At 31.3% G+C, this 20,138-nt stretch carries 21 protein-coding genes; 5 read left to right on the top strand and 16 right to left on the bottom strand.

Annotation, left to right across the window (positions count from 1 at the left end):
- Positions 1-99: 99 nt before the first annotated feature.
- The 3 genes from BDW25_RS09255 to BDW25_RS09265 all read right to left on the bottom strand — a co-directional run bounded on the left by BDW25_RS09255 (position 100) and on the right by BDW25_RS09265 (position 3,405).
- Complete coding sequence (locus BDW25_RS09255) at positions 100-1,707, bottom strand: CTP synthase (protein ID WP_002448707.1); 1,608 nt, start codon at positions 1,705-1,707, stop codon at positions 100-102.
- Between the two features lie 197 nt (positions 1,708-1,904).
- Positions 1,905-2,435, bottom strand: coding sequence for a DNA-directed RNA polymerase subunit delta (gene rpoE, locus BDW25_RS09260; protein ID WP_002448639.1), 531 nt, complete (start codon positions 2,433-2,435; stop codon positions 1,905-1,907).
- 109 nt (positions 2,436-2,544) lie between these two features.
- Entirely contained in the window at positions 2,545-3,405 is an 861-nt protein-coding gene (locus BDW25_RS09265; RefSeq protein WP_133945458.1) for a GNAT family N-acetyltransferase, read from the bottom strand.
- Positions 3,406-3,585: 180 nt separating this feature from the next.
- On the opposite strand from BDW25_RS09265, the gene coaW reads away from it, so the two are divergent.
- Positions 3,586-4,386 (top strand): type II pantothenate kinase, encoded by an 801-nt coding sequence (gene coaW / locus BDW25_RS09270; protein WP_002448663.1) that lies wholly within the window; start codon positions 3,586-3,588, stop codon positions 4,384-4,386.
- Positions 4,387-4,455: 69 nt separating this feature from the next.
- Here the strand turns inward: coaW and BDW25_RS09275 are convergent, their stop codons facing one another.
- The 3 genes from BDW25_RS09275 to BDW25_RS09285 form a co-directional block, all read right to left on the bottom strand.
- Positions 4,456-5,121, bottom strand: coding sequence for a DUF2750 domain-containing protein (locus BDW25_RS09275; protein ID WP_002455050.1), 666 nt, complete (start codon positions 5,119-5,121; stop codon positions 4,456-4,458).
- 104 nt (positions 5,122-5,225) lie between these two features.
- On the bottom strand, positions 5,226-6,422 hold the full coding sequence (gene ldmS, locus BDW25_RS09280) for an L-aspartate--L-methionine ligase LdmS (RefSeq protein WP_133945460.1): 1,197 nt from the start codon (positions 6,420-6,422) through the stop codon (positions 5,226-5,228).
- A gap of 4 nt (positions 6,423-6,426) precedes the next feature.
- The gene (locus BDW25_RS09285) at positions 6,427-7,602 is read right to left on the bottom strand and encodes a M20 family metallopeptidase (RefSeq protein ID WP_002448654.1); all 1,176 of its coding nucleotides are present in this window, start codon (positions 7,600-7,602) and stop codon (positions 6,427-6,429) included.
- Positions 7,603-7,861: 259 nt separating this feature from the next.
- Here BDW25_RS09285 and BDW25_RS09290 point away from each other — a divergent pair, with 259 nt between their 5' ends.
- Positions 7,862-8,332 carry an S-ribosylhomocysteine lyase gene (locus BDW25_RS09290; RefSeq protein WP_002448640.1) on the top strand — a complete coding sequence of 157 codons (471 nt, stop codon included), beginning with the start codon at positions 7,862-7,864 and terminating at the stop codon, positions 8,330-8,332.
- A gap of 66 nt (positions 8,333-8,398) precedes the next feature.
- On the opposite strand, the gene BDW25_RS09295 is transcribed toward BDW25_RS09290, so the two are convergent.
- The 4 genes from BDW25_RS09295 to deoC are packed head-to-tail and all read right to left on the bottom strand — an operon-like array spanning position 8,399 to position 11,968.
- The gene (locus tag BDW25_RS09295) at positions 8,399-8,749 is read right to left on the bottom strand and encodes a DoxX family protein (RefSeq protein ID WP_002448667.1); all 351 of its coding nucleotides are present in this window, start codon (positions 8,747-8,749) and stop codon (positions 8,399-8,401) included.
- Between the two features lie 2 nt (positions 8,750-8,751).
- A complete protein-coding gene (gene deoB, locus BDW25_RS09300) occupies positions 8,752-9,936 on the bottom strand; it encodes a phosphopentomutase (protein WP_002455047.1) in 1,185 nt (394 codons plus the stop codon).
- Between the two features lie 11 nt (positions 9,937-9,947).
- Positions 9,948-11,249, bottom strand: coding sequence for a pyrimidine-nucleoside phosphorylase (locus tag BDW25_RS09305; protein ID WP_049417935.1), 1,302 nt, complete (start codon positions 11,247-11,249; stop codon positions 9,948-9,950).
- Between the two features lie 56 nt (positions 11,250-11,305).
- Positions 11,306-11,968 carry a deoxyribose-phosphate aldolase gene (gene deoC, locus BDW25_RS09310; protein WP_133945462.1) on the bottom strand — a complete coding sequence of 221 codons (663 nt, stop codon included), beginning with the start codon at positions 11,966-11,968 and terminating at the stop codon, positions 11,306-11,308.
- A gap of 146 nt (positions 11,969-12,114) precedes the next feature.
- Here deoC and deoD point away from each other — a divergent pair, with 146 nt between their 5' ends.
- The gene (gene deoD, locus BDW25_RS09315; RefSeq protein ID WP_002448701.1) at positions 12,115-12,825 is read left to right on the top strand and encodes a purine-nucleoside phosphorylase; all 711 of its coding nucleotides are present in this window, start codon (positions 12,115-12,117) and stop codon (positions 12,823-12,825) included.
- An 85-nt stretch (positions 12,826-12,910) separates the two neighbouring features.
- Here deoD and BDW25_RS09320 read toward each other — a convergent pair whose 3' ends face one another.
- The 5 genes from BDW25_RS09320 to BDW25_RS09340 form a co-directional block, all read right to left on the bottom strand.
- On the bottom strand, positions 12,911-13,351 hold the full coding sequence (locus BDW25_RS09320) for a Dps family protein (RefSeq protein ID WP_002448670.1): 441 nt from the start codon (positions 13,349-13,351) through the stop codon (positions 12,911-12,913).
- Between the two features lie 199 nt (positions 13,352-13,550).
- Positions 13,551-13,946, bottom strand: coding sequence for a thiol-disulfide oxidoreductase DCC family protein (locus BDW25_RS09325; protein WP_049379489.1), 396 nt, complete (start codon positions 13,944-13,946; stop codon positions 13,551-13,553).
- Positions 13,947-14,096: 150 nt separating this feature from the next.
- Positions 14,097-15,470, bottom strand: coding sequence for an EVE domain-containing protein (locus BDW25_RS09330; RefSeq protein ID WP_107623373.1), 1,374 nt, complete (start codon positions 15,468-15,470; stop codon positions 14,097-14,099).
- 397 nt (positions 15,471-15,867) lie between these two features.
- Positions 15,868-16,800 (bottom strand): type I phosphomannose isomerase catalytic subunit, encoded by a 933-nt coding sequence (locus tag BDW25_RS09335; RefSeq protein WP_002455043.1) that lies wholly within the window; start codon positions 16,798-16,800, stop codon positions 15,868-15,870.
- Between the two features lie 341 nt (positions 16,801-17,141).
- Entirely contained in the window at positions 17,142-17,798 is a 657-nt protein-coding gene (locus BDW25_RS09340; protein WP_002448697.1) for an SDR family oxidoreductase, read from the bottom strand.
- A gap of 155 nt (positions 17,799-17,953) precedes the next feature.
- On the opposite strand from BDW25_RS09340, the gene BDW25_RS09345 reads away from it, so the two are divergent.
- Positions 17,954-18,280 (top strand): ArsR/SmtB family transcription factor, encoded by a 327-nt coding sequence (locus tag BDW25_RS09345; protein WP_002448641.1) that lies wholly within the window; start codon positions 17,954-17,956, stop codon positions 18,278-18,280.
- Positions 18,281-18,283: 3 nt separating this feature from the next.
- Entirely contained in the window at positions 18,284-19,237 is a 954-nt protein-coding gene (gene czrB, locus BDW25_RS09350; protein ID WP_002448714.1) for a CDF family zinc efflux transporter CzrB, read from the top strand.
- A gap of 84 nt (positions 19,238-19,321) precedes the next feature.
- Here czrB and BDW25_RS09355 read toward each other — a convergent pair whose 3' ends face one another.
- Complete coding sequence (locus tag BDW25_RS09355; RefSeq protein ID WP_002448650.1) at positions 19,322-20,056, bottom strand: metallophosphoesterase family protein; 735 nt, start codon at positions 20,054-20,056, stop codon at positions 19,322-19,324.
- Positions 20,057-20,138 lie beyond the last annotated feature (82 nt).

Consider the following 20,138-nt stretch of genomic DNA (forward strand, 5'->3'; position numbering starts at 1 on the left):
AATACTTAACATGTACAGCCTTTAACTTCTATATAAATTGATATAAATGAAGCGGAATAGACTTTAAAAAGTAGTCTGTTCCGCTTCTATTTTGATATTTTAATTTTGTTGGTGTTTATAAGCAGCTTCTACAAAAGCTTTGAAAATGGGTTGTGGTCTATTAGGTCTAGATAAGAATTCCGGATGGAATTGACAAGCAATGAAGAAATCATTTTCTGGAATTTCTACCATTTCCACTAAACGACCATCTGGACTAGTACCAGAAAAGACCATTCCTTTATCTTCTAATTGTTCTCTATAAGTATTATTAAATTCATAACGATGACGATGACGCTCTTCAATATTTGTTTCATTATAAATATCATGCGCCAAAGTATGATCTTTAATAGTACATGGATAAAGACCTAAACGTAATGTGCCACCTAAATCTTCGATATCTTTTTGTTCAGGTAACAAATCAATAATTGGATATGGTGTATTTGGATCAAGTTCTGCTGAATGGGCATCTTTAAGGCCTACAACATTTCTTGCAAATTCGACAGTTGCTAATTGCATCCCTAAGCAAATGCCAAAATAAGGTATATTATTTTCTCTTGCATATTTGATAGCTGAAATTTTACCTTCACTTGCTCTAAAACCAAAGCCACCAGGAACTAAAATTCCATCCACATCACTTAAGTAACTCTCTACATTTTCGTCTGTTACTTCACTTGAATCAATCCATTTTACTACAACATCTTTTTTCAATGGATAACCTGCATGTTTTAGTGATTCAACCACTGACAAGTATGCATCTTGTAAACTTACATATTTACCAACTAAGCCAATAGTAATTGTACCATCTAATGAATTAACGGTATCTAATAAATATTGCCATTCATCTAATTGTGTATCGTATTTAGCATCTAAATCTAATCGTTTAATTACAATATCGTCCATATTTTGAGCACTTAATTGTAATGGGATTTCATATAATGACGATGCATCTCTACATTCAATAACACTCTCTTTATCTATATCACAGAATAAAGCAATTTTATCTTTTAAATCTTGAGTCATTTCATATTCTGTTCGAACAACAATTAAGTCAGGTTGAATACCTAAACCACGTAATTCTTTTACACTATGTTGTGTTGGTTTAGTTTTCATTTCTCCAGCTGCTTTAATGTATGGAAGTAATGTACAATGAACATACATAACATTCTCACGGCCAAGGTCACTTCTAATTTGGCGAATAGCTTCAATAAATGGAAGGGATTCAATATCACCTGTTGTGCCGCCGATTTCGGTAATGACTACATCCGCATTTGTACTTTCTCCAGCTAATAATAAGCGTTCTTTAATTTCATTTGTAATGTGTGGAATCACTTGAACTGTTCCACCTAAATAATCTCCACGACGTTCTTTTTTTAGCACATGTGAATATACTTTTCCCGCAGTGACATTAGAATATTTATTTAAATTGATATCTATAAAACGTTCATAATGTCCTAAGTCCAAGTCAGTTTCAGCGCCATCATCTGTAACAAATACCTCTCCATGTTGATAAGGACTCATTGTACCAGGATCAACATTTAAATATGGATCAAATTTTTGAATTGTTACTTTAAGTCCTCTGTCTTTTAACAATCTTCCTAGAGAAGCGGCTGTGATACCTTTACCTAAAGATGAAACTACTCCGCCGGTTACAAAGATAAATTTTGTCATTGTCTGACCTCCTAATTTATTAAGGGTTGCTTCCTTACTCTATCTCTACAAAATTTAAACATTTCCTAAAAATAAAAAAATCGCTCCCTCTCACATATTTGTAAGGGGAGCGTATAACATTTATACACGTGTCCTAATTAAAGGAGCCCGAATAAAATTTTAACATTTTTCATTCAAAAGTCAATTAAAACTAATATTTAGTCATTAAAATCTTCTGCATCTTCAAATGCTTCTTCTTCACCTTCAGCGATGTCGTCATCATCATCTTCTTCAATAACGATATCTGAACCGTCAATATCTTCTTCATTATCATCAGAATCATCTAATGTTTCTTGATCATCCGTTTGAGCTGGAATATCATCGTCATCATCCATTTCATCGTCGCCAAGTAACTTAAGATTTTCATCTTCTTCATCATCGTCATCAAGAATATCAAATTTTTGAATTGTTGGTGCAATTTTTTCTTCAATATCATCTACTGAATACCAATCACGTAATCCCCATTGATTTTCACCAACGTTTAAGAAACGTCCATCTGTATTTAAATCAGTATAAAATTGTACAATACGGTTTTCAATTTCATCATATTCATAATTACCAAGGCTTTTAAATTCATCAATAATATCGTAGAGATTCATTGTTGACCCTTTATCATGTAATAAAGTATAAGCCATATCGATAAATGATTTTTCATCAACCATTTCTTTAGTATAATCTTGAATTTTCATTATAACTAAACTTCCTTTCAAAGGATTTTATTATCTTTATATTGCTTTTATTAATAGTAACAAAGATAAATTATAAATGACATTTTATGATTTCGCAATTGCTATTCAATTAGTAATTAATATATTTTTTGAAAATAACTAAGTCATCTGATTGATCTGTCTCAACAAAGCCGCTACTAATACATAATGGCTTAAGTTCATTATTTTCTCCAAATAATGTAATACCTATACTTCTTATTTCTTTAAAATGTTTGCGTACATATGCAGGGAGTTGTCTTAAAGCACTCCCAGCAATCCCCTCTTTTCTTTGATCTTTATATACTTCTATTGCGGCGATTTTTAGATGGGTATCTAGATGTTCGAGTGCAATAAATCCAACTTTTTGATCATCTTTTAATAAATCAATAATTTGATACATGGCAATATTTGAATCTTTATTCTCAACTAATTTCAATGACGATACATGTTTAGAATCCAAATCTAAATAGTATAAACGTTCTTTACCGATGGGTCCTTCTTCTTTAGTAGCTGTATGCATGAATCCAGCACGTTCATATACATTCCAGGCCCCTTCATTTTCAGTATCAACAACTAAATATAAATGATTGAAGTCTGGAAACAATGCTTGAACATATTGAGGTAAATACATCATCATAGTTGTACCATAGCCTTGTCCTTGAAACTTTTCATTAATAGACAATGATCGAACATAAACGACATGCTCAGGTGTATCATATCCTTCATGTTGATAATATTGATGAAGTACGAAGAATCCTACTACATCTCCATTTTCATTAATGGCAATATTAGCTACTCGATTTTCATCATTTAAAGCATCTTCTAATACAGATTTAGGTAATGATGAATAAATTTGTTGTCGTTCACTTAATTCAAAATTTAAGACATCATCGCGATATTGTTCTTCAAATTCTTGAATTGTAATGTTTTCAAATTGCTTTACTATACTCATAAAATTAGCCCCTATATCACAAAGTTGTTTTAATAATATCATATATAACCTTTAAATCTTATAAAATGATCTATTTACTCTAATATTTACCATTTATTTTATAATATTGTAAAATAATTGCAATTCGTCAAAATTATTATAGTATTAACTTGTCATATATTAATTTTAGAGGTGAAAAAAATGAGAGTAGGTATCGATGCCGGCGGTACATTAATTAAAATAGCAATGGAAGATGATACACACCGTACATTGTCAACTGAATTAACAACAGATATAAATAAAGTCATTCAATGGTTAAACCAAAATGAATTCGAAAAAATCAATTTAACAGGGGGTAACGCAGGCGTTATTGCTGAAAACATCAAACAATCATCCCAAATATTTGTTGAGTTTGATGCTGCTTCAAGGGGATTAGGTATTTTACTTAAGGAGCAAGGCCATCATATTAATCAATACATATTTGCAAATATAGGTACTGGTACATCTTTACATTATTATAACGGTCACCATCAAGAACGTGTAGGTGGAATTGGTACTGGTGGCGGAATGATTCGAGGTTTAGGTTATTTATTGACTGAAATATCTGATTATGAAACACTTACAGATCTCGCTCAATTTGGAAATAGAGATATTATCGATTTAAAAGTTAAACATATATATAAAGATTCTGAACCGCCTATTCCTGGTGAACTCACTGCTGCAAACTTTGGCAATGTACTAAATAATATGAATGAACATGTTACTAACTCAGATAAATTAGCATCTGTAGTAGGTGTCGTTGGAGAAGTGATTACAACGATGGCGATTACAGTAGCTCGTGAATACCAAACAAAAAATATTGTTTATATTGGGTCTTCTTTTAATAATAATCCCTTACTACGAAAAGTTATTGAGGATTATACTGTCTTACGAGGATGCCATCCTTTTTACATTGAAAATGGTGCATTTTCAGGTGCAATCGGTGTCCTTCATTTAAGCTAATTCAAACCAAAAATATTAACATAAAAATCCCAATAGATTTCTTAAAAAAGAAACCTATTGGGATTTGATTTAAAATGATAATTCATTAGATACTTTTTGTGGAGAAACAATGGTACCTACGACTCCAGGTTTTAAGTCTACTGCAACAGCTTGATCATTATCTCTTAATTTATCAAGCCATTCACTAAATACACTACCTTCGATTTCGATTAAATCACATTCTTCAAAATCTTTATCACGAACTTTTCGTGCCCGATTTTTAATACTCCATACAGGCATAATATTAGGTTTTTGATTTTCTTTATCACTAATAAGAATAAATCTTTTTTCCCCTTTACGTGTTAAACCAAAAACATGATTTTCTTTTGAAATATCTTTTGCAAATTCTTTAAGACGAATTTTGTCTAATTCAGACATGAGTTCATCCATCATGTCTACAACTTTGACAATATGTCCCTCTTCTTTAATTGAAGTATTGATTAAAATTTTATCACTTTCATCAAACAATTCATCCATATCATACGTAACGAACGTATCAATATCAATATTTAATAGTCGATCAAATTGAATGTCTGAGTGATTTAAATACTCTTTTGCGATGTCTTCATTCGTCCACATCCCTGTATAATCACCATCTTCATGATGAATACGAATTAATTTTTTATTTTTACTAGCCAAAATAATGACTTCATTAATTAATATCTCTTTGAAATAGTCATTATGCTTATATTCCATTGCAAACCCTCTCTCTTAATATACTAATTAAATGTTAAATTATATTAAAATTAACGTCAAACATCCATATTCTTTTTTATAGTTAATTTAACCTATACTCTAACTTAATTAGTATCATCAAGTTCACTAATAAATGCTTGTTCTAATTGTTCAACTTCTTCTTTAGAATCAGCATTCCATATACATCCAAAGCGAGATTTCACTTCATCTTTACCAAACCAATCACCGTCATAATACGAAAGAGGATAAAGCACGCCTTGTTTAACATAATTTAAAATAACATTGAAAAAACGAGTATTATCTCCTCTTGAAAAATAACTATAAAATTTTTGATAGTTAGGATTTAATTCATCTTGCAATAGTAACATGCTTGTCGAACCATTTTGTCTAAAATTCAAATCTATAGCAAATACATTATCATTTTCATCTAATAATAAATCAAATCCTGCCACACCAATAAAGCCTAAGTTCACTCCATTTTGCATAATTTCACGACCAGCTTGAATCACTTTTTCTGGAACATCATGCACATTTTCATTTCCTGCGTATAGACCATATTTATCGGTAATTTGATGGGCAGTACCTAGATAGGTAATACCTATTTCTTTAGAATATGCAAATTGGACACAATAATTTTTAACTGCTTCTATTTTTTGTTCAATGATTAAATTATCGGTGGCATGGGCCGCTTCAAATATTCGTTTAGTTGCTTTTTCTAAGTCTTCGTCGTTATAGCAAATCATTACGCCATAGCCACCTGCAGTTGGTAATTCATCTCCTGGCTTAATTACAAAAGGATAATCCCAATCTTTGATACGACCTTTGAAGTCTCTAATTGACACAATTTCACGATCCGGTAAATATTTATGATTTGTCCATTCAGGAATACGTGATTTATTATTTAAAGCTACAAAAACGTCTTTATCAATGGCATACGCTTCGTCCTCTACTATGTCATTGTTTTCGATATATTGAAAATATATTTTTTTCCCTTCTTTATTGATAATCTCTTGTAACAAGCGTTCATACGTTTCACGATTTCTAAATGTATAAAGATGCTCCGGTATTTTTTTACCAATAAGATCAAATAGTTGTTGTAACTTATCTGTAATACTCGCTTCGTGTACAACAATCGGCATATCCTTAGCGATAATCATTTCACGACCAGTCAAAAAATTAGACTGATGTTCTTCTGTTGTGAGCCAAGGATTCAATGCATAAGAAGGTCTTGAATTATATACAATATTTTCATCATACAAATCACTTAACGTTAACTTTGGAACACTATATTCATTTTTCATTTATTTACCCCTTTATTTGAGAATGTTGCTCTACAACCTCATCAAATAGTTTTTTATTTTCAATTAATTCTAGTCCCATAAGAGCAATAATTTTTGCGCCTCGAATCAAAGCTTGATCGCCATGAACACTTGCAGCTGCTTCTCTAAAACGGTGTGTATGACCTACTAAATTTCTTGAGCCAATTTTAACATGTGGATGAATCGTAGGAACTATATGACTAACATTTCCTGTATCTGTCGAACCAAAACCAAAATCATCATAACTTACTTCTTCGCCAACTTCTATGGCGTATTTTTCAAATAATTCATCTAGTTTAGGTGTTTTTATAAATTCATTTACACCATTTTGAATAGGACCAAATTCATAGTCACAACCCGTTTGGATGGCTGCACCCCTTGCAATTTGATTAACACGTTCTGTTAAAATATCAAGTTCTTTTCTAGTAGTGGCACGTGTATAAAATCTTGCATGCGTATAATCAGGTATAATATTAGCAGCTTTACCTCCATCTAAAATCACACCGTGTACACGATGACTTTTCTTAATCTGTTGACGTAATTGAGCTACACCATTGAAATAAGAAATCATCGCATCTAATGCATTTAAAGCCTCATCCGCATTTTCTGAAGCGTGGGCGCTTTTACCATAAAATTTAATATCAAGCACATCAACGGCTAATGTATTTATCGTTGGATATGTTTCATTTCCAGGATGAATCATAAGTGCAATGTCAATATCATCAATCACACCGGCTTTTACATATGAAGCTTTCGCACTTCCATTTTCTCCACCTTCTTCGGCAGGACATCCTAATACAACTACTTTTCCACCAATATGGTCGATGACTTGTTTAAGTGCGACTCCTGCTAATACACTTGCTGTCCCAATGATATTGTGACCACACGCGTGACCTAAACCAGGTAAAGCGTCATATTCAGCTAAATATCCTATAGTTGGTCCTTCTTTTTCAGACTGGTAAGTTGCAATAAAACCAGTAGCATGTCCGGCAATATCTGTTTCTATCTCAAACTCATTTGCTCTTAATTGATCAATTAATGTTCTTGAAGCAAATATCTCTTCATTGCCTAACTCAGGACGCTCGTGTATACGATGGCTTATTTCGACATAATCGTACTTTTTATTCTCTATATAGTCTAATATCTCTTGTTTACTACTCATCAATCTATACTCCTTTTATACACGAATATTAATATCTATATTTATTTAGACATCAAGTCAATCAATTTCTTGATGTATCTTTAAATTTAATTATTACTTATTTTATCGGATTTACTATAGATTGTCATTAAATTCGTTTGAATTTACAAAATTTTCTTACAATAAGTATTTAAATCACTTAATTAAGAAAATTGTAAATGATTGGCACTCTTGTTACAATCATATTATTCAAGCAATGTATTTATAGGAGGAAATAAAAATGACTAAAATGAACGTTGAAAGTTTTAATCTTGACCATACAAAAGTAGTTGCTCCATATATTCGCTTAGCAGGCACAATGGAAGGGATTAATGGAGACGTTATCAAAAAATATGATTTACGTTTTAAACAACCAAATAAAGCGCATATGGATATGCCAGCGCTACATTCATTAGAACATTTAATGGCTGAACATATCAGAAATCATTCTGATAAAGTTGTAGATTTAAGTCCTATGGGTTGTCAAACTGGTTTTTATGTTTCATTTATTGATCACGATGACTACGAAGATGTATTAAATATTGTTGAAAAAACTTTAAATGATGTGTTAGAAGCTACAGAAGTTCCTGCTTGCAATGAAGTTCAATGCGGTTGGGCTGCTAGTCATTCTCTTGAAGGTGCTAAAGCACTCGCAAAAGAATTCTTAGATAAACGTAATCAATGGAACGACGTTTTTGGTGAAGGCAAATAATTAATAATTAAATAAACCATACCCTACCTAAATGCTTTAGGTAGGGTATGGTTTATTTAAATTTTATTATAATTTTTTTACGATAGCTATTAAAATGAATTGAAGTGGTAATCTTAAGTATAATGCCCACTTAGGAACAGATTTATTTCCTAATGGTAATTGCTTTCTTGCCATGTAAATGTTTGCTGGTAAAACTGCAAGTAAAAATGCATTAATACCTTTTTTCAACCAATCCGCAGGTCTTTTGGCTAATAACATAACTCCAAAGAACATTTCAAATACGCCTGTCACTAAAACTGCTGTTTTTCGTAATGGTAAATACTCCGGTACAATCGATCTAAATTGACGTTCATTTGTAAAATGTAGTATTCCTGCTGATCCAAATGCTAAACCTAGTAAATATCTCATTATTTTCATAATTATTCAACTCCCATTTCTTTTAAATAACTTTTTCCGTATTTTGGCAATTCAACATTGAAATTATCTGCTATTGTTGCACCAATAGAACTAAATGTTGTATCTCCTGATAATTCATGGTATGCATCTATTTTAGGGCTAAACATAAGCACTGGAATATATTCTCGCGTATGGTCAGTACCCTCTGCAATTGGATCATTACCATGATCTGCCGTAATAATAACTAAATCATCTTCTTGTAAATGATCAATTAATTCTGGTAAGCGTTCGTCAAAATCTTTAATGGCTTGTGCATAACCGTCTTTGTCTCTGCGGTGACCATATAACGCATCAAAATCCACTAAATTCAAGAAGCTGATACCATTAAAGTCCTTTTTAACGACATTAATGAGCTGATCCATGCCATCCATATTATTTTTAGTTCTTATTGCTTCTGTTACACCTTCACCGTCATAAATGTCATTAATTTTACCAATTGCAATAACATCATAGTCATGATCTTTTAATGTGTTCATTACTGTTTTACCAAATGGTTTAAGTGCATAATCATGACGATTAGACGTGCGTGTAAAGTTTCCTGGTTCACCTACATATGGGCGTGCAATAACACGGCCAATTAAGTACTTAGGATCTTTAGTTAATTCACGAACCTTTTCGCAAATATCATACAATTCTTCAAGTGGGATAATATCTTCATGTGCAGCAATTTGAAGTACTGGGTCTGCACTAGTATAAACAATTAAATCTCCTGTCTTCATTTGATGTTCGCCTAATTCATCAATAATTGCAGTACCTGAAGCAGGTTTATTTGCTACAACTTTTCGACCTGTCATTTCTTCAATCTCTTGAATTAATTCATCAGGAAATCCATTTGGATAAACTTTAAATGGTTGCATGATATTTAGTCCCATAATTTCCCAATGTCCTGTCATCGTATCTTTTCCAACAGAAGCTTCACTTAATTTAGTAAAAAAAGCACCTGGTTGTTCAACTTTATTGACCACTGGCAAATCTTCAATATTACCTAATCCTAATTTTTCTAAATTAGGTAATGATTGGTTAAAACCTTCTAACGTGTGTTTTAATGTGTGTGAACCTTCATCATTAAAAGCTGCAGCATCAGGTGCTTCACCAATACCTACTGAATCCATGACAATTAAATGCACTCTTTTAAATGGTGTCGTCATATTTAACACTCCTACTCTGTAATTATTTTATGAATTAATGTTGGTGTTTTTGCTTGCGCTTTAATTTCGATACTTTCGTCAAGTTTCTTAATTACATCATCAACATTTTCACGATTACTGTGAATCGTTAATAAAGACTCTCCTACATTGACTTTGTCTCCTACTTTCTTATTCAACACAATGCCAACACTTAAATCTATGTCATCGTCTTTCGTTTGTCTTCCCGCACCTAACATCATTGAAGCAACTCCAATTTCATTAGCAATAAGCTCTGAAACTACACCACTTGATTTTGCTTTATAATCAATTTGATATTTGGCAGTCGGTAATAACTCCGGTAAATTGACAACTGAAGCATCTCCACCTTGATTTTCTAAAAATGTTTTGAATTTATCTAATGCTGAACCATTTTCAATGGCTTCATTGAGCAATTGACGCGCCTCTTCAAGTGTATTTGCTCTTTCAGCAAGTACGACCATTTGTGAACCAAGCGTTAACACTAGTTCAGTTAAATCTTCAGGTCCCTGACCATTTAAGGTATCAATCGCTTCTTTTAATTCTAAAGCATTCCCAATCGCACGACCAAGTGGTTGGCTCATATCTGAAATAATAGCCATTGTATTTCTACCAACATTATTTCCTATGCTAACCATAGCATGTGCTAAAGCCTCGGCGTCTTCTAATGTTTTCATGAATGCACCATTTCCAGTTTTAACATCTAGGACGATTGCATCAGCACCCGCGGCAATTTTCTTACTCATAATAGATGATGCGATTAGAGGAATAGAGTTAACTGTTCCTGTAACATCTCTTAATGCGTATAGTTTCTTATCTGCAGGTGTTAAATTACCTGTTTGTCCAATCACTGCAACTTGATCTTCATTAACAATTTTAATGAAGTCCGCTTCAGAAATTTCAACATGGAACCCATCAATAGATTCTAATTTATCAATCGTACCACCCGTATGTCCTAAACCACGGCCACTCATTTTGGCAACTGGCACTCCCACTGCAGCTACTAATGGTGCCAACACTAATGTCGTCGTATCTCCAACGCCACCAGTTGAGTGTTTATCTACTTTAATACCATTGATTTTTGATAAATCAATAACATCACCTGAATTAACCATTGCCATAGTTAAAGCTGCACGTTCTTCTTCATTCATATCTTGGAAAAAGATTGCCATCGCTAAACTAGAAGCTTGATAATCTGGGATATCTCCATTGGTATATCCTTCTATGAAAAATTCGATTTCTTCTTTAGTTAATGTCTGTCCATCACGCTTTTTTTCAATGATGTCTACCATTCTCATTGTGCTATCCCCTTTCTCGGTTGTTGCATTTCTAAATGATGTTAAAAAATATATTATTAATAATCAGAATTTGATTCTAAACCTTTGACAATTTGAACACCTGCACTTGCTCCAATACGTGTAGCACCTGCATTAAGCATTTTGTGAAAATCTTCAAGATTACGCACGCCACCTGAAGCTTTAACCTCTAATTCGTCTCCCACAGTGTCTTTCATTAATTTCACATCTTCTGGTGTAGCGCCTCCCCCAGCAAAACCAGTTGATGTTTTAACGAAATCTGTACCAGCAGCTTTTGCTAGTTCACTTGCTTTCACTTTTTCATCGTCTGTTAAAAGAACAGTTTCAATAATAACTTTCACTATTTTTCCGTTAGCTGCGGCAACTACGCCTTCAATATCTTTTTGAACATCTTCATATCTTTCATCTTTAAGTGCGCCTATATTGATAACCATATCAATTTCAGACGCGCCATTTTTAATCGCATCTTCTGTTTCAAAAATCTTTGTAGCGGTTGTTGTAGCTCCAAGTGGGAACCCAATCACTGTACATACGAGTACATCAGAATTCACAAGTTGTTCAGAAGCATACTTAATGTGGGTCGGATTGACGCAAATCGATTTAAAATGATACGCCTTAGCTTCAGAAATAATTTTATCAATCTGTTGACGTGTTGATTCTGGTTTTAAAAGTGTATGATCAATATATTTTGAATATTCCATAAAAATTTCCTCCAATGTATTGCTCGAAAGCCAACTTATATTAACATAATTTATATGTTTCTCTCATTTATATAGTACAAAAATTCGCAAAAATTTTAAACAAATGTTATCTTTATTTTGAATAAAATGTTAAGGAGAAGATATTCATGACAAACGGTACACCTCATATTCAACCTAATGGAGCTAAAATTGCTAAAACAGTATTAATGCCTGGAGATCCATTACGTGCAAAATATATTGCTGATAACTTTTTAGAAAATGTTGAACAATTTAATGAAGTACGTAATATGTTTGGATACACTGGCACTTATAAAGGTAAAGAGATCTCAGTAATGGGTTCAGGTATGGGTATTCCAAGTATTGGAATTTATTCGTATGAGCTTTATAATTTCTTTGATGTTGATACAATTATTCGAATAGGTTCATGTGGTGCATTACAAGAGAATGTGAATTTATATGATGTTATTATTGCTCAAGCTGCTTCAACTAATTCAAATTATGTAGATCAATTTAATATTCCTGGTCACTTTGCTCCAATTGCAGATTTTGAGTTAATTACTAAAGCTAAACAAGTTGCTGATGATATCGGGGCAGTTACACATGTTGGAAATATTTTATCATCAGATACGTTTTATAATGCCGATAAACATTTCAATGATAGTTGGAAGAACATGGGTATCTTAGGTATTGAAATGGAATCAGCTGGCTTATATTTAAATGCGATTCATGCTGGTAAAAAAGCTTTAGGTATTTTTACTGTAAGTGATCATATCTTAAGAGATGAAGCTACATCAGCTGAAGAACGTCAAACATCATTTACTCAAATGATGGAAATTGCTTTAGAAATCGCTGAATAATCACTTATCAATGTTAATATTAAAAGTTAAAAGAGCCATTGTAGACGTTTTATCGTCCACAATGGCTCTTTTTAAAATAGAATACTTAAACTAAATAAGATTTAAACATCCAATTATGTTTATCTACTGATGTTTGCATACCAATAAACATATCTTCTGAAACGTCGTCTCCTGCTTCACCTGCAACTTCAATTGCTTTTCCAAGTTGTTTAGAAATTTGAGTTAAATCTTCAGAGAAAGCTTTAACCATTTCTTCAGCAGTGTAATGTGTATCTGCTTCTTTTACAATTGAAAGTTCTAAACTTTCTTTTAATGTTGCTACTGGATTACCTCCAATTGCTAGAATACGTTCTGCTAAATCGTCTACATATTGACTAGCTTCATTGTATAATTCTTCAAATTTTTCATGTAATGAGAAGAAATTAGGACCTTTAACATACCAATGGAAGTTGTGTAATTTTGTATATGCTACTGTCCAGTTTGCCACTTGTTGATTTAATTCTTTTACTACATCTTGTTGCGTCATCGAATCTCTCCTTTTTTATACAATCATGTCTCTCTTTTACAATCATAATTATATTATAATAATTATAATCTGTAAAGTTATTTTACACACGTAATTTGAAAACACTAATACTCATGAATAAATATATAGAATCATTATCAAAAACTTCATAATATATATTTAAAGTTATATATTATCAATTAAAAAATAGTTTTCTCATTTATTGTCTATCATCATCAATGAAGAATGATTTTTCATATGCGTTGGGTTTATGCCAATGTGTTTTCCACATTTTATCTCTATTATTAGCAAATAGTCGATAACCTAAGTTTCTTATTGGTAATGGCGTTACTCTAAGTAGTATACCTAACCATTTTTCACTACTTAATGTTGTGATTAATTTTGCTACTGCAGTAGATTCGTAATATAAATGATCTCCTTCTTGTAGTATCACACTATTTTTATTTTTAGCTTCAGGATGTTGTTCAAATAAATGTTGTCCCGCTTCTCCTTTTAAAGTCGCAAACTCATAATTTTTAGGTAAACCATGTTGTATTAGCCAGATACAATAATTATAGCAATATACACAGTTTCCATCGTAATAAACGATTGGCATGTTCCGTCACCTTCCTTTTTAACTTATTTAATATATTCCTTTTACAAGGACTCATTAAACACAAAAAAGTGGGTATAGAATTTATTACAAATTCTATATCCACTTTAGCTCATTATACGTTATGATGTTTTTTATCTAACTTGTCTGCTATTATGCATCATGGTTCACTTTTACAATACGTGTATATTTTAAAAATTGTTGTGAATATTTATTTTTTATATCTTCTAACTTTTCGTATGTTACGCCAATAATATGCCAATTTGGATTAAAATGATAAAAAGAATCTTTTTCACGAGACCAAGTAATCATGTTACCATCTTTATTATATCTAGGTAATGTAACTTCGTACCCTTCTAAAACATTAATATAAGTTTGAAATATATCTGGATCAAGTCTATTAAAGTTATCAATCACTAAGTAACTTTTGTCATTTTTAGGCATAAGTTGTGTAATAAAACCTTCTCTATAATATAAGGCACCTGTCTCATTAGGTAGATATTTGCCATATAACATATCTTCACTAAAGTCAGGGTGACCACTAGTAATAACTGGATTAGCATTCGTTTTTTGTAAAAGATTATTGGCTGCTTTCAAACCTTCTTCACGTTTATCTACAACAAGTAAAATAAAAGGTTTAATTGTCTCATCATGATCTGTATTGAATCCTGGTTTTTTAATAGTCTCAAATGGTGTTCTAATCCCATCATTTTCACTCATTTCTATAATAGCATCGTATTGTGCTTGACTCATACTTGCTATTGCTTGCTTAGCATTTTCTTGTAAAAAGTATAAGTTTTTTAATTTAGGATGTTTATTTAGTGCGCCTAATGTAACAGGAGTGATATTCTTTTCATAATAAATCTCTATTGCAGTACTATTAGTACGACCAGGAATTGGAGGTTTTTCATGAATATGACGAGATACTTCACCAATTCCTACGACCGATTGATTACTATTCTTATCATAAAATATTAAATTATCCCCTACTTCTAATTGGTTATAAAAATGATAACCATTCCGTTTAATTCCATTATAAGTATGTGTAAAAATCGTATAATGTGTATCAGGTTCAAATTTTTCAGTTTCAGATAAGAAGAAATATCGAGGTAATTGAATGTTACCTTTTCCTAACTCAACGATTAATTGAAACTCCTCTTTTGTGAGCTGATTTATTAACGTTTCTCGCATATTATTCATTCGATAATCTAGCACTTCACTACGTTTTAAATAGTCAGTAGTTAAAGGCTTTAATTCTTCATTAAATTTAAATTCAACTCTAATTTTATTTTGTGCTCCTGTTTGAACACTAATAATTTCCCCAATTCCTAATAATCCAGTATCTGTTTGTACTTGATAAAAAATCACTTGATCGCCAATTTTAGCTTTTTTGAACGCTCGAAAACCCTGAGTAGGATTGAACTGTGCTCCAGACTCAAATAAAGTTATTTGTCCAACTAATGGTTCATTATGGTTCCATCTTGTATATCCACAATTTAACCAAAAGTAATTTACTTCTTCTGCCATCTAGAATCTCCTTCTTACTTATTTTAAATTTAGCATCTTTATTCATGTATATATTAATATTAATTTTAGCACCTATTAGTCATTTTTAGATAGCTTAACTTAAATATATGAATAGTCTATAAGATTTCGTTTTTTTTATTTTATCATATTTTTTTAATAGAGTTGACGTATTATGAAATCACTTTTTAAATTCAAAAAAGTGAAATAGAATCATATGAATCATCACAAAATTCCATTTCACTATTAAAATATACTACCTCATTATTTAAACCTTATTAGATTTCCGATTAACAAAAAAAGGAAAATAAAAAACTTCTAGATTCAGCTATCACACTAGAAAATCATGCTAGATATAGAAATTATTCCAACATTTCTGCTTATAAATTAAATTGATTAACTAAATATAACTTATAATTAGAGTGAACTCGCCTTCAAATACGCTATCTAAATCTTCAGAAGTTAAAATAAAATTAGACCCCTTTTCTAGCTTAAAGATTTCTCCATCTGTAATCACTTGTCCATGACCTTCTAATACAGAAATAAGACAAAATTCACGAGGCTTCATATAATTAAGCGTTCCACTTATTTCCCATTTAACCATTGTAAAAAAGTCATTAGATACAATTTGGCTACGTTTATGATTTTCTACAATTGTAGTTTCAGGTACTATAGCAGGTGCATTTGCAGTAAATTGAATCACGTCTAATGCTTTTTTAACTTCTAATGATGATCCATCAGTTCGATTACGTTCATAATCATATACTCTATATGAAATATCAGATGATTGCATTGTTTCATATACTAAAACACCAGAACCTATAGAATGAAGCATTCCAGCTGGTATAAAATAAAACTCACCTGGTTTAACTTTGAGTCTTTCTACTACATCCAACACCGCCTCTTCTTTTATCTTATTCTCAAATGTTTCTTTTGAGTCAGCAGAGGTACCGAGTATAATTTCAGCATCTTCTTCTGCATCAATAATATACCAACATTCTGACTTACCATATTGACCGTTTTCAAATTCATATGCATACGAGTCGTCAGGATGAACGTGAATAGATAGAGGGTGTCTTGCATCCACTATTTTACATAATAAAGGGAAATCTTTACTTGGAAAGTCTCCAAATAATTCTCTATGCTCATTCCATACTTGATCTAATGTTTGACCAGCATACTGACCATTTTCAATCATATTTTTTCCATTCGGATGTGCAGAAATACCCCAGCATTCTCCAGTTTGTTCACTTGGTATGTCGTAATTAAATTGATTTAACTTATTACCGCCCCATATTTTTTCAAAGAAAATAGGCTTTAAAAATAATGGCATGATTGCACCTCCTAAAACACGGTTATTGCTTCTCTCTTTATTTTAAAGTGAAATATCGTATTTAAATGATTATGTATAATTAGAACAATTGATGACCCATTTTATCTTTAAATTACTATCTATTTAAGCTTTTAATATATCAGATAACTAATTCTATATAAATGCTATTTCGCTTCTATAGTTAAATAAAAATTTTCACTCATATGTTTATTATATCAATTTCATTATTAATTTAATAGAAATTATATATATTAATAAAAAAGAATAGAACAGCAAGTTTTAAAACTCACTGTCCTACTCTAACACAGAACTTTTCATTTGTAATTAATTATCTAACTTAACTACTCAAAACGAGATAATGCTTCTTGAATAGATTGATGCCCTGAAAGAATTTGAAATTCTTTATTTTCAAATTTATTTTCAGAAGTCGCTACGTGTTTTAATACAGAAGCCACATCTTCGCGTGGAATTGTACTTCCTTCATCAAAATACAAGTCAGCTTTAATTTCACCAGTACCTGATTTATCTTCTAAACCACCTGGATGAACGATTGTATAAGTTAGTCCAGAATTTCTTAAATGATTATCTGCATAGTGTTTTGCAATTGTATAAGGTTTTAAATCTCCACTTGCATCAAATGCTTCACGACGTGAATCGTAAGTAGAAACCATTACATAATGTTTAACATTTGCTTTTTTACTTGCTTCAATCGTTTTCACTGCACCATCTAAATCAACAATGATTGTTTTATCAGCACCTGTGCTACCACCTGAACCAACTGAGAAAATAACTTTATCAAAGCCTTTGAATTTCTCAGTTAAATCATCAATACTATCTTTTTCTACATCTATTAAAATGGCATTAACACCTTGATCTTTTAACGCACTTTCTTGTTCTTCTTTACGAACACCGGCTGTAAAATCAACTTGATCTTCTTTTAATTGGTTAACCAATTTAGAACCTACGCCACCATTAGCACCAATAACTAATATACTCATAAACTTATTTCCTCCTTCAATTCATTTCATAGTTTATTAATACCACTTAGTATCATTTTTAAACTTATTTACTATATATCATTGACACTTAGACAAGGACACTATATATTAATATATGAATATATATCCATATATTAAAGAGGAGGTCTCATGTGATGTCCAATACAAATAAAGATAGAGATATATTTATAGATGAATACATGCTTAACCGTTTAACTGAGACATTTAAAGCGTTAAGCGATTATAACCGTTTACGTATTTTAGAATTGTTATATAAAGGTGAAGCTAGTGTTGGGCATATTACGCATACATTAAAATTAACTCAATCAAATGTATCGCATCAATTAAAGAGTTTAAAACAAGCAGGCCTCGTTAAATCGTCACGTCATGGACAATCCATGATTTATTCTATAGACGATCAACATGTTTCTACTTTATTAAAACAAGCCATTCAACATGCTCATCATCAAAGAGGTGAATAATAAATGTCTAATCACACACACCATCATAACCATACTCATAATCATGTCCATACCAATAACAAAAAGGTATTAACAATTTCTTTTATTATTATAGGCTTATTTATGATTGTTGAAATTTTAGGAGGATTTATCGCTAATAGTCTTGCGCTATTATCAGATGGACTTCATATGTTTAGCGATACTGTTTCACTAGGAGTTGCTTTAATCGCATTTATTTATGCAGAGAAAAATGCTACTTCAACTAAAACATTCGGTTACAAGCGTTTTGAAGTCTTAGCTGCCTTATTTAATGGTATAACTTTATTAATTATTAGTGGCGTCATTATCATCGAAGCGATTAGAAGATTTTTCAATCCTATTAAAGTGCAATCCACTGAAATGTTTATTATTAGTGTGATTGGACTTATAGTGAATATTATCGTTGCAATAATCATGTTTAAAAGCGGTGATACGTCACATAACTTAAATATGCGCGGTGCTTTTATTCACGTTTTAGGAGACTTACTTGGTTCATTAGGTGCCATTATAGCATCTATTCTTATATACGTATTTAACTTTACAATTGCTGATCCTATCGCAAGCATTCTAGTTTCCATTATTATATTGAAAAGTGCAATCGGTATTTCACGTTCGTCACTTAATATTTTAATGGAAGGTACACCAAGTGACGTCAATTTAGATAAAATCATTAGTACAATTATAAATCATAATGAAATTTATAATGTCCATGATTATCACGTTTGGACTATTTCAAATGATATGAATGCGTTAAGTTGTCATGCAGTCGTCTCTGAAACTATGTCTGTTCAGGACTGTGAAGGACTTCTTAAAAAAATAGAACATGAATTACTTCACTTAAATATACAACATATGACAATTCAATTAGAAACAGCACAACATGATCACGATACTTCAGTACTATGCTCTGGATTACATAAAGAGCACGCTCATCATTAAGACTACACAAACAATGTCCGCAGTTTACAATATAAGTAAAAAGTCGAACAGAATTCATATTAGTTTCTGCTCGACTTTTTTTACTTATATAAAATAATCGAAAATAAATTGTTTGCCTGGTACATGTTTTTCATCAAATCCTTGAAGAAATTCTTCATTATCATACGGTAATTTTACTCTTTCAACACTAAACTCATTTTCGTTAATTGTGACGATTCCATATACGGCATATTTACCATTATTAAGTCCTACTGAACCAGGATTGAAATAGGTTTTGTTATTATCATCATACAAGTGTAATTGATGATTATGTCCAAAAGCTATAAAATCCGCATCCTTATCTTCAAATAATTTAACTATCTCTTCTTTTTGATTATCTACAATAGGTTCAAATGGTTGTTTATCAATCCCCTCTTCTAATCTTTGATTTTCAATTTCATAATGTATAAATAAACATTTTTTCCCACAAATTGTTTTTTCTAAATATCTTGGTAGTGTATTTAATACATCATAGTAATCTTCATCCATTCGACTTTCAATCCATTGATGGTGTTCATAAAATTTATTTTTTAAATCTTCTGGATACGGTGTACCATTAACAATTGACATAATTGCTTCATCGTGATTACCAGCAATAATTTCCATATCATCTCGATCGAAAATCATATCTAATACTTTATTGGTTTCATGGCCAATTCCAATATTATCACCTAAGTTAAAGATTTGATCGATATCTTCTCTATTATCAATATCATCTAAAACAGTTTGTAAGGCATCAAAATTACCATGAACGTCGGTTAAAATTGCAAATTTCACCATAAAGTCTCCTTTCATTATTAAATCATTAGCATATTTTAACACTTAAAACATAATATTGTTAGATATTAATTTAAAAAAAGCA

The organism is Staphylococcus sp. AtDRG32, assembly GCF_004365845.1.
Lineage (GTDB): Bacteria > Bacillota > Bacilli > Staphylococcales > Staphylococcaceae > Staphylococcus > Staphylococcus hominis.

Coding starts and splice junctions, on each gene's coding strand:
- coaW (WP_002448663.1), top strand. CDS start 3,586: ATGAGAGTAGGTATCGATGCCGGCGGTACATTAATTAAAATAGCAATG.
- BDW25_RS09340 (WP_002448697.1), bottom strand. CDS start 17,798: ATGAGTATATTAGTTATTGGTGCTAATGGTGGCGTAGGTTCTAAATTG.
- BDW25_RS09265 (WP_133945458.1), bottom strand. CDS start 3,405: ATGAGTATAGTAAAGCAATTTGAAAACATTACAATTCAAGAATTTGAA.
- BDW25_RS09335 (WP_002455043.1), bottom strand. CDS start 16,800: ATGCCATTATTTTTAAAGCCTATTTTCTTTGAAAAAATATGGGGCGGT.
- ldmS (WP_133945460.1), bottom strand. CDS start 6,422: ATGAAAAATGAATATAGTGTTCCAAAGTTAACGTTAAGTGATTTGTAT.
- BDW25_RS09305 (WP_049417935.1), bottom strand. CDS start 11,249: ATGAGAATGGTAGACATCATTGAAAAAAAGCGTGATGGACAGACATTA.
- BDW25_RS09255 (WP_002448707.1), bottom strand. CDS start 1,707: ATGACAAAATTTATCTTTGTAACCGGCGGAGTAGTTTCATCTTTAGGT.
- BDW25_RS09285 (WP_002448654.1), bottom strand. CDS start 7,602: ATGAGTAGTAAACAAGAGATATTAGACTATATAGAGAATAAAAAGTAC.
- rpoE (WP_002448639.1), bottom strand. CDS start 2,435: ATGAAAATTCAAGATTATACTAAAGAAATGGTTGATGAAAAATCATTT.
- czrB (WP_002448714.1), top strand. CDS start 18,284: ATGTCTAATCACACACACCATCATAACCATACTCATAATCATGTCCAT.
- BDW25_RS09290 (WP_002448640.1), top strand. CDS start 7,862: ATGACTAAAATGAACGTTGAAAGTTTTAATCTTGACCATACAAAAGTA.
- BDW25_RS09275 (WP_002455050.1), bottom strand. CDS start 5,121: ATGGAATATAAGCATAATGACTATTTCAAAGAGATATTAATTAATGAA.
- BDW25_RS09295 (WP_002448667.1), bottom strand. CDS start 8,749: ATGAAAATAATGAGATATTTACTAGGTTTAGCATTTGGATCAGCAGGA.
- deoB (WP_002455047.1), bottom strand. CDS start 9,936: ATGACGACACCATTTAAAAGAGTGCATTTAATTGTCATGGATTCAGTA.
- BDW25_RS09330 (WP_107623373.1), bottom strand. CDS start 15,470: ATGGCAGAAGAAGTAAATTACTTTTGGTTAAATTGTGGATATACAAGA.
- BDW25_RS09325 (WP_049379489.1), bottom strand. CDS start 13,946: ATGCCAATCGTTTATTACGATGGAAACTGTGTATATTGCTATAATTAT.
- deoD (WP_002448701.1), top strand. CDS start 12,115: ATGACAAACGGTACACCTCATATTCAACCTAATGGAGCTAAAATTGCT.
- BDW25_RS09320 (WP_002448670.1), bottom strand. CDS start 13,351: ATGACGCAACAAGATGTAGTAAAAGAATTAAATCAACAAGTGGCAAAC.
- BDW25_RS09345 (WP_002448641.1), top strand. CDS start 17,954: ATGTCCAATACAAATAAAGATAGAGATATATTTATAGATGAATACATG.
- deoC (WP_133945462.1), bottom strand. CDS start 11,968: ATGGAATATTCAAAATATATTGATCATACACTTTTAAAACCAGAATCA.
- BDW25_RS09355 (WP_002448650.1), bottom strand. CDS start 20,056: ATGGTGAAATTTGCAATTTTAACCGACGTTCATGGTAATTTTGATGCC.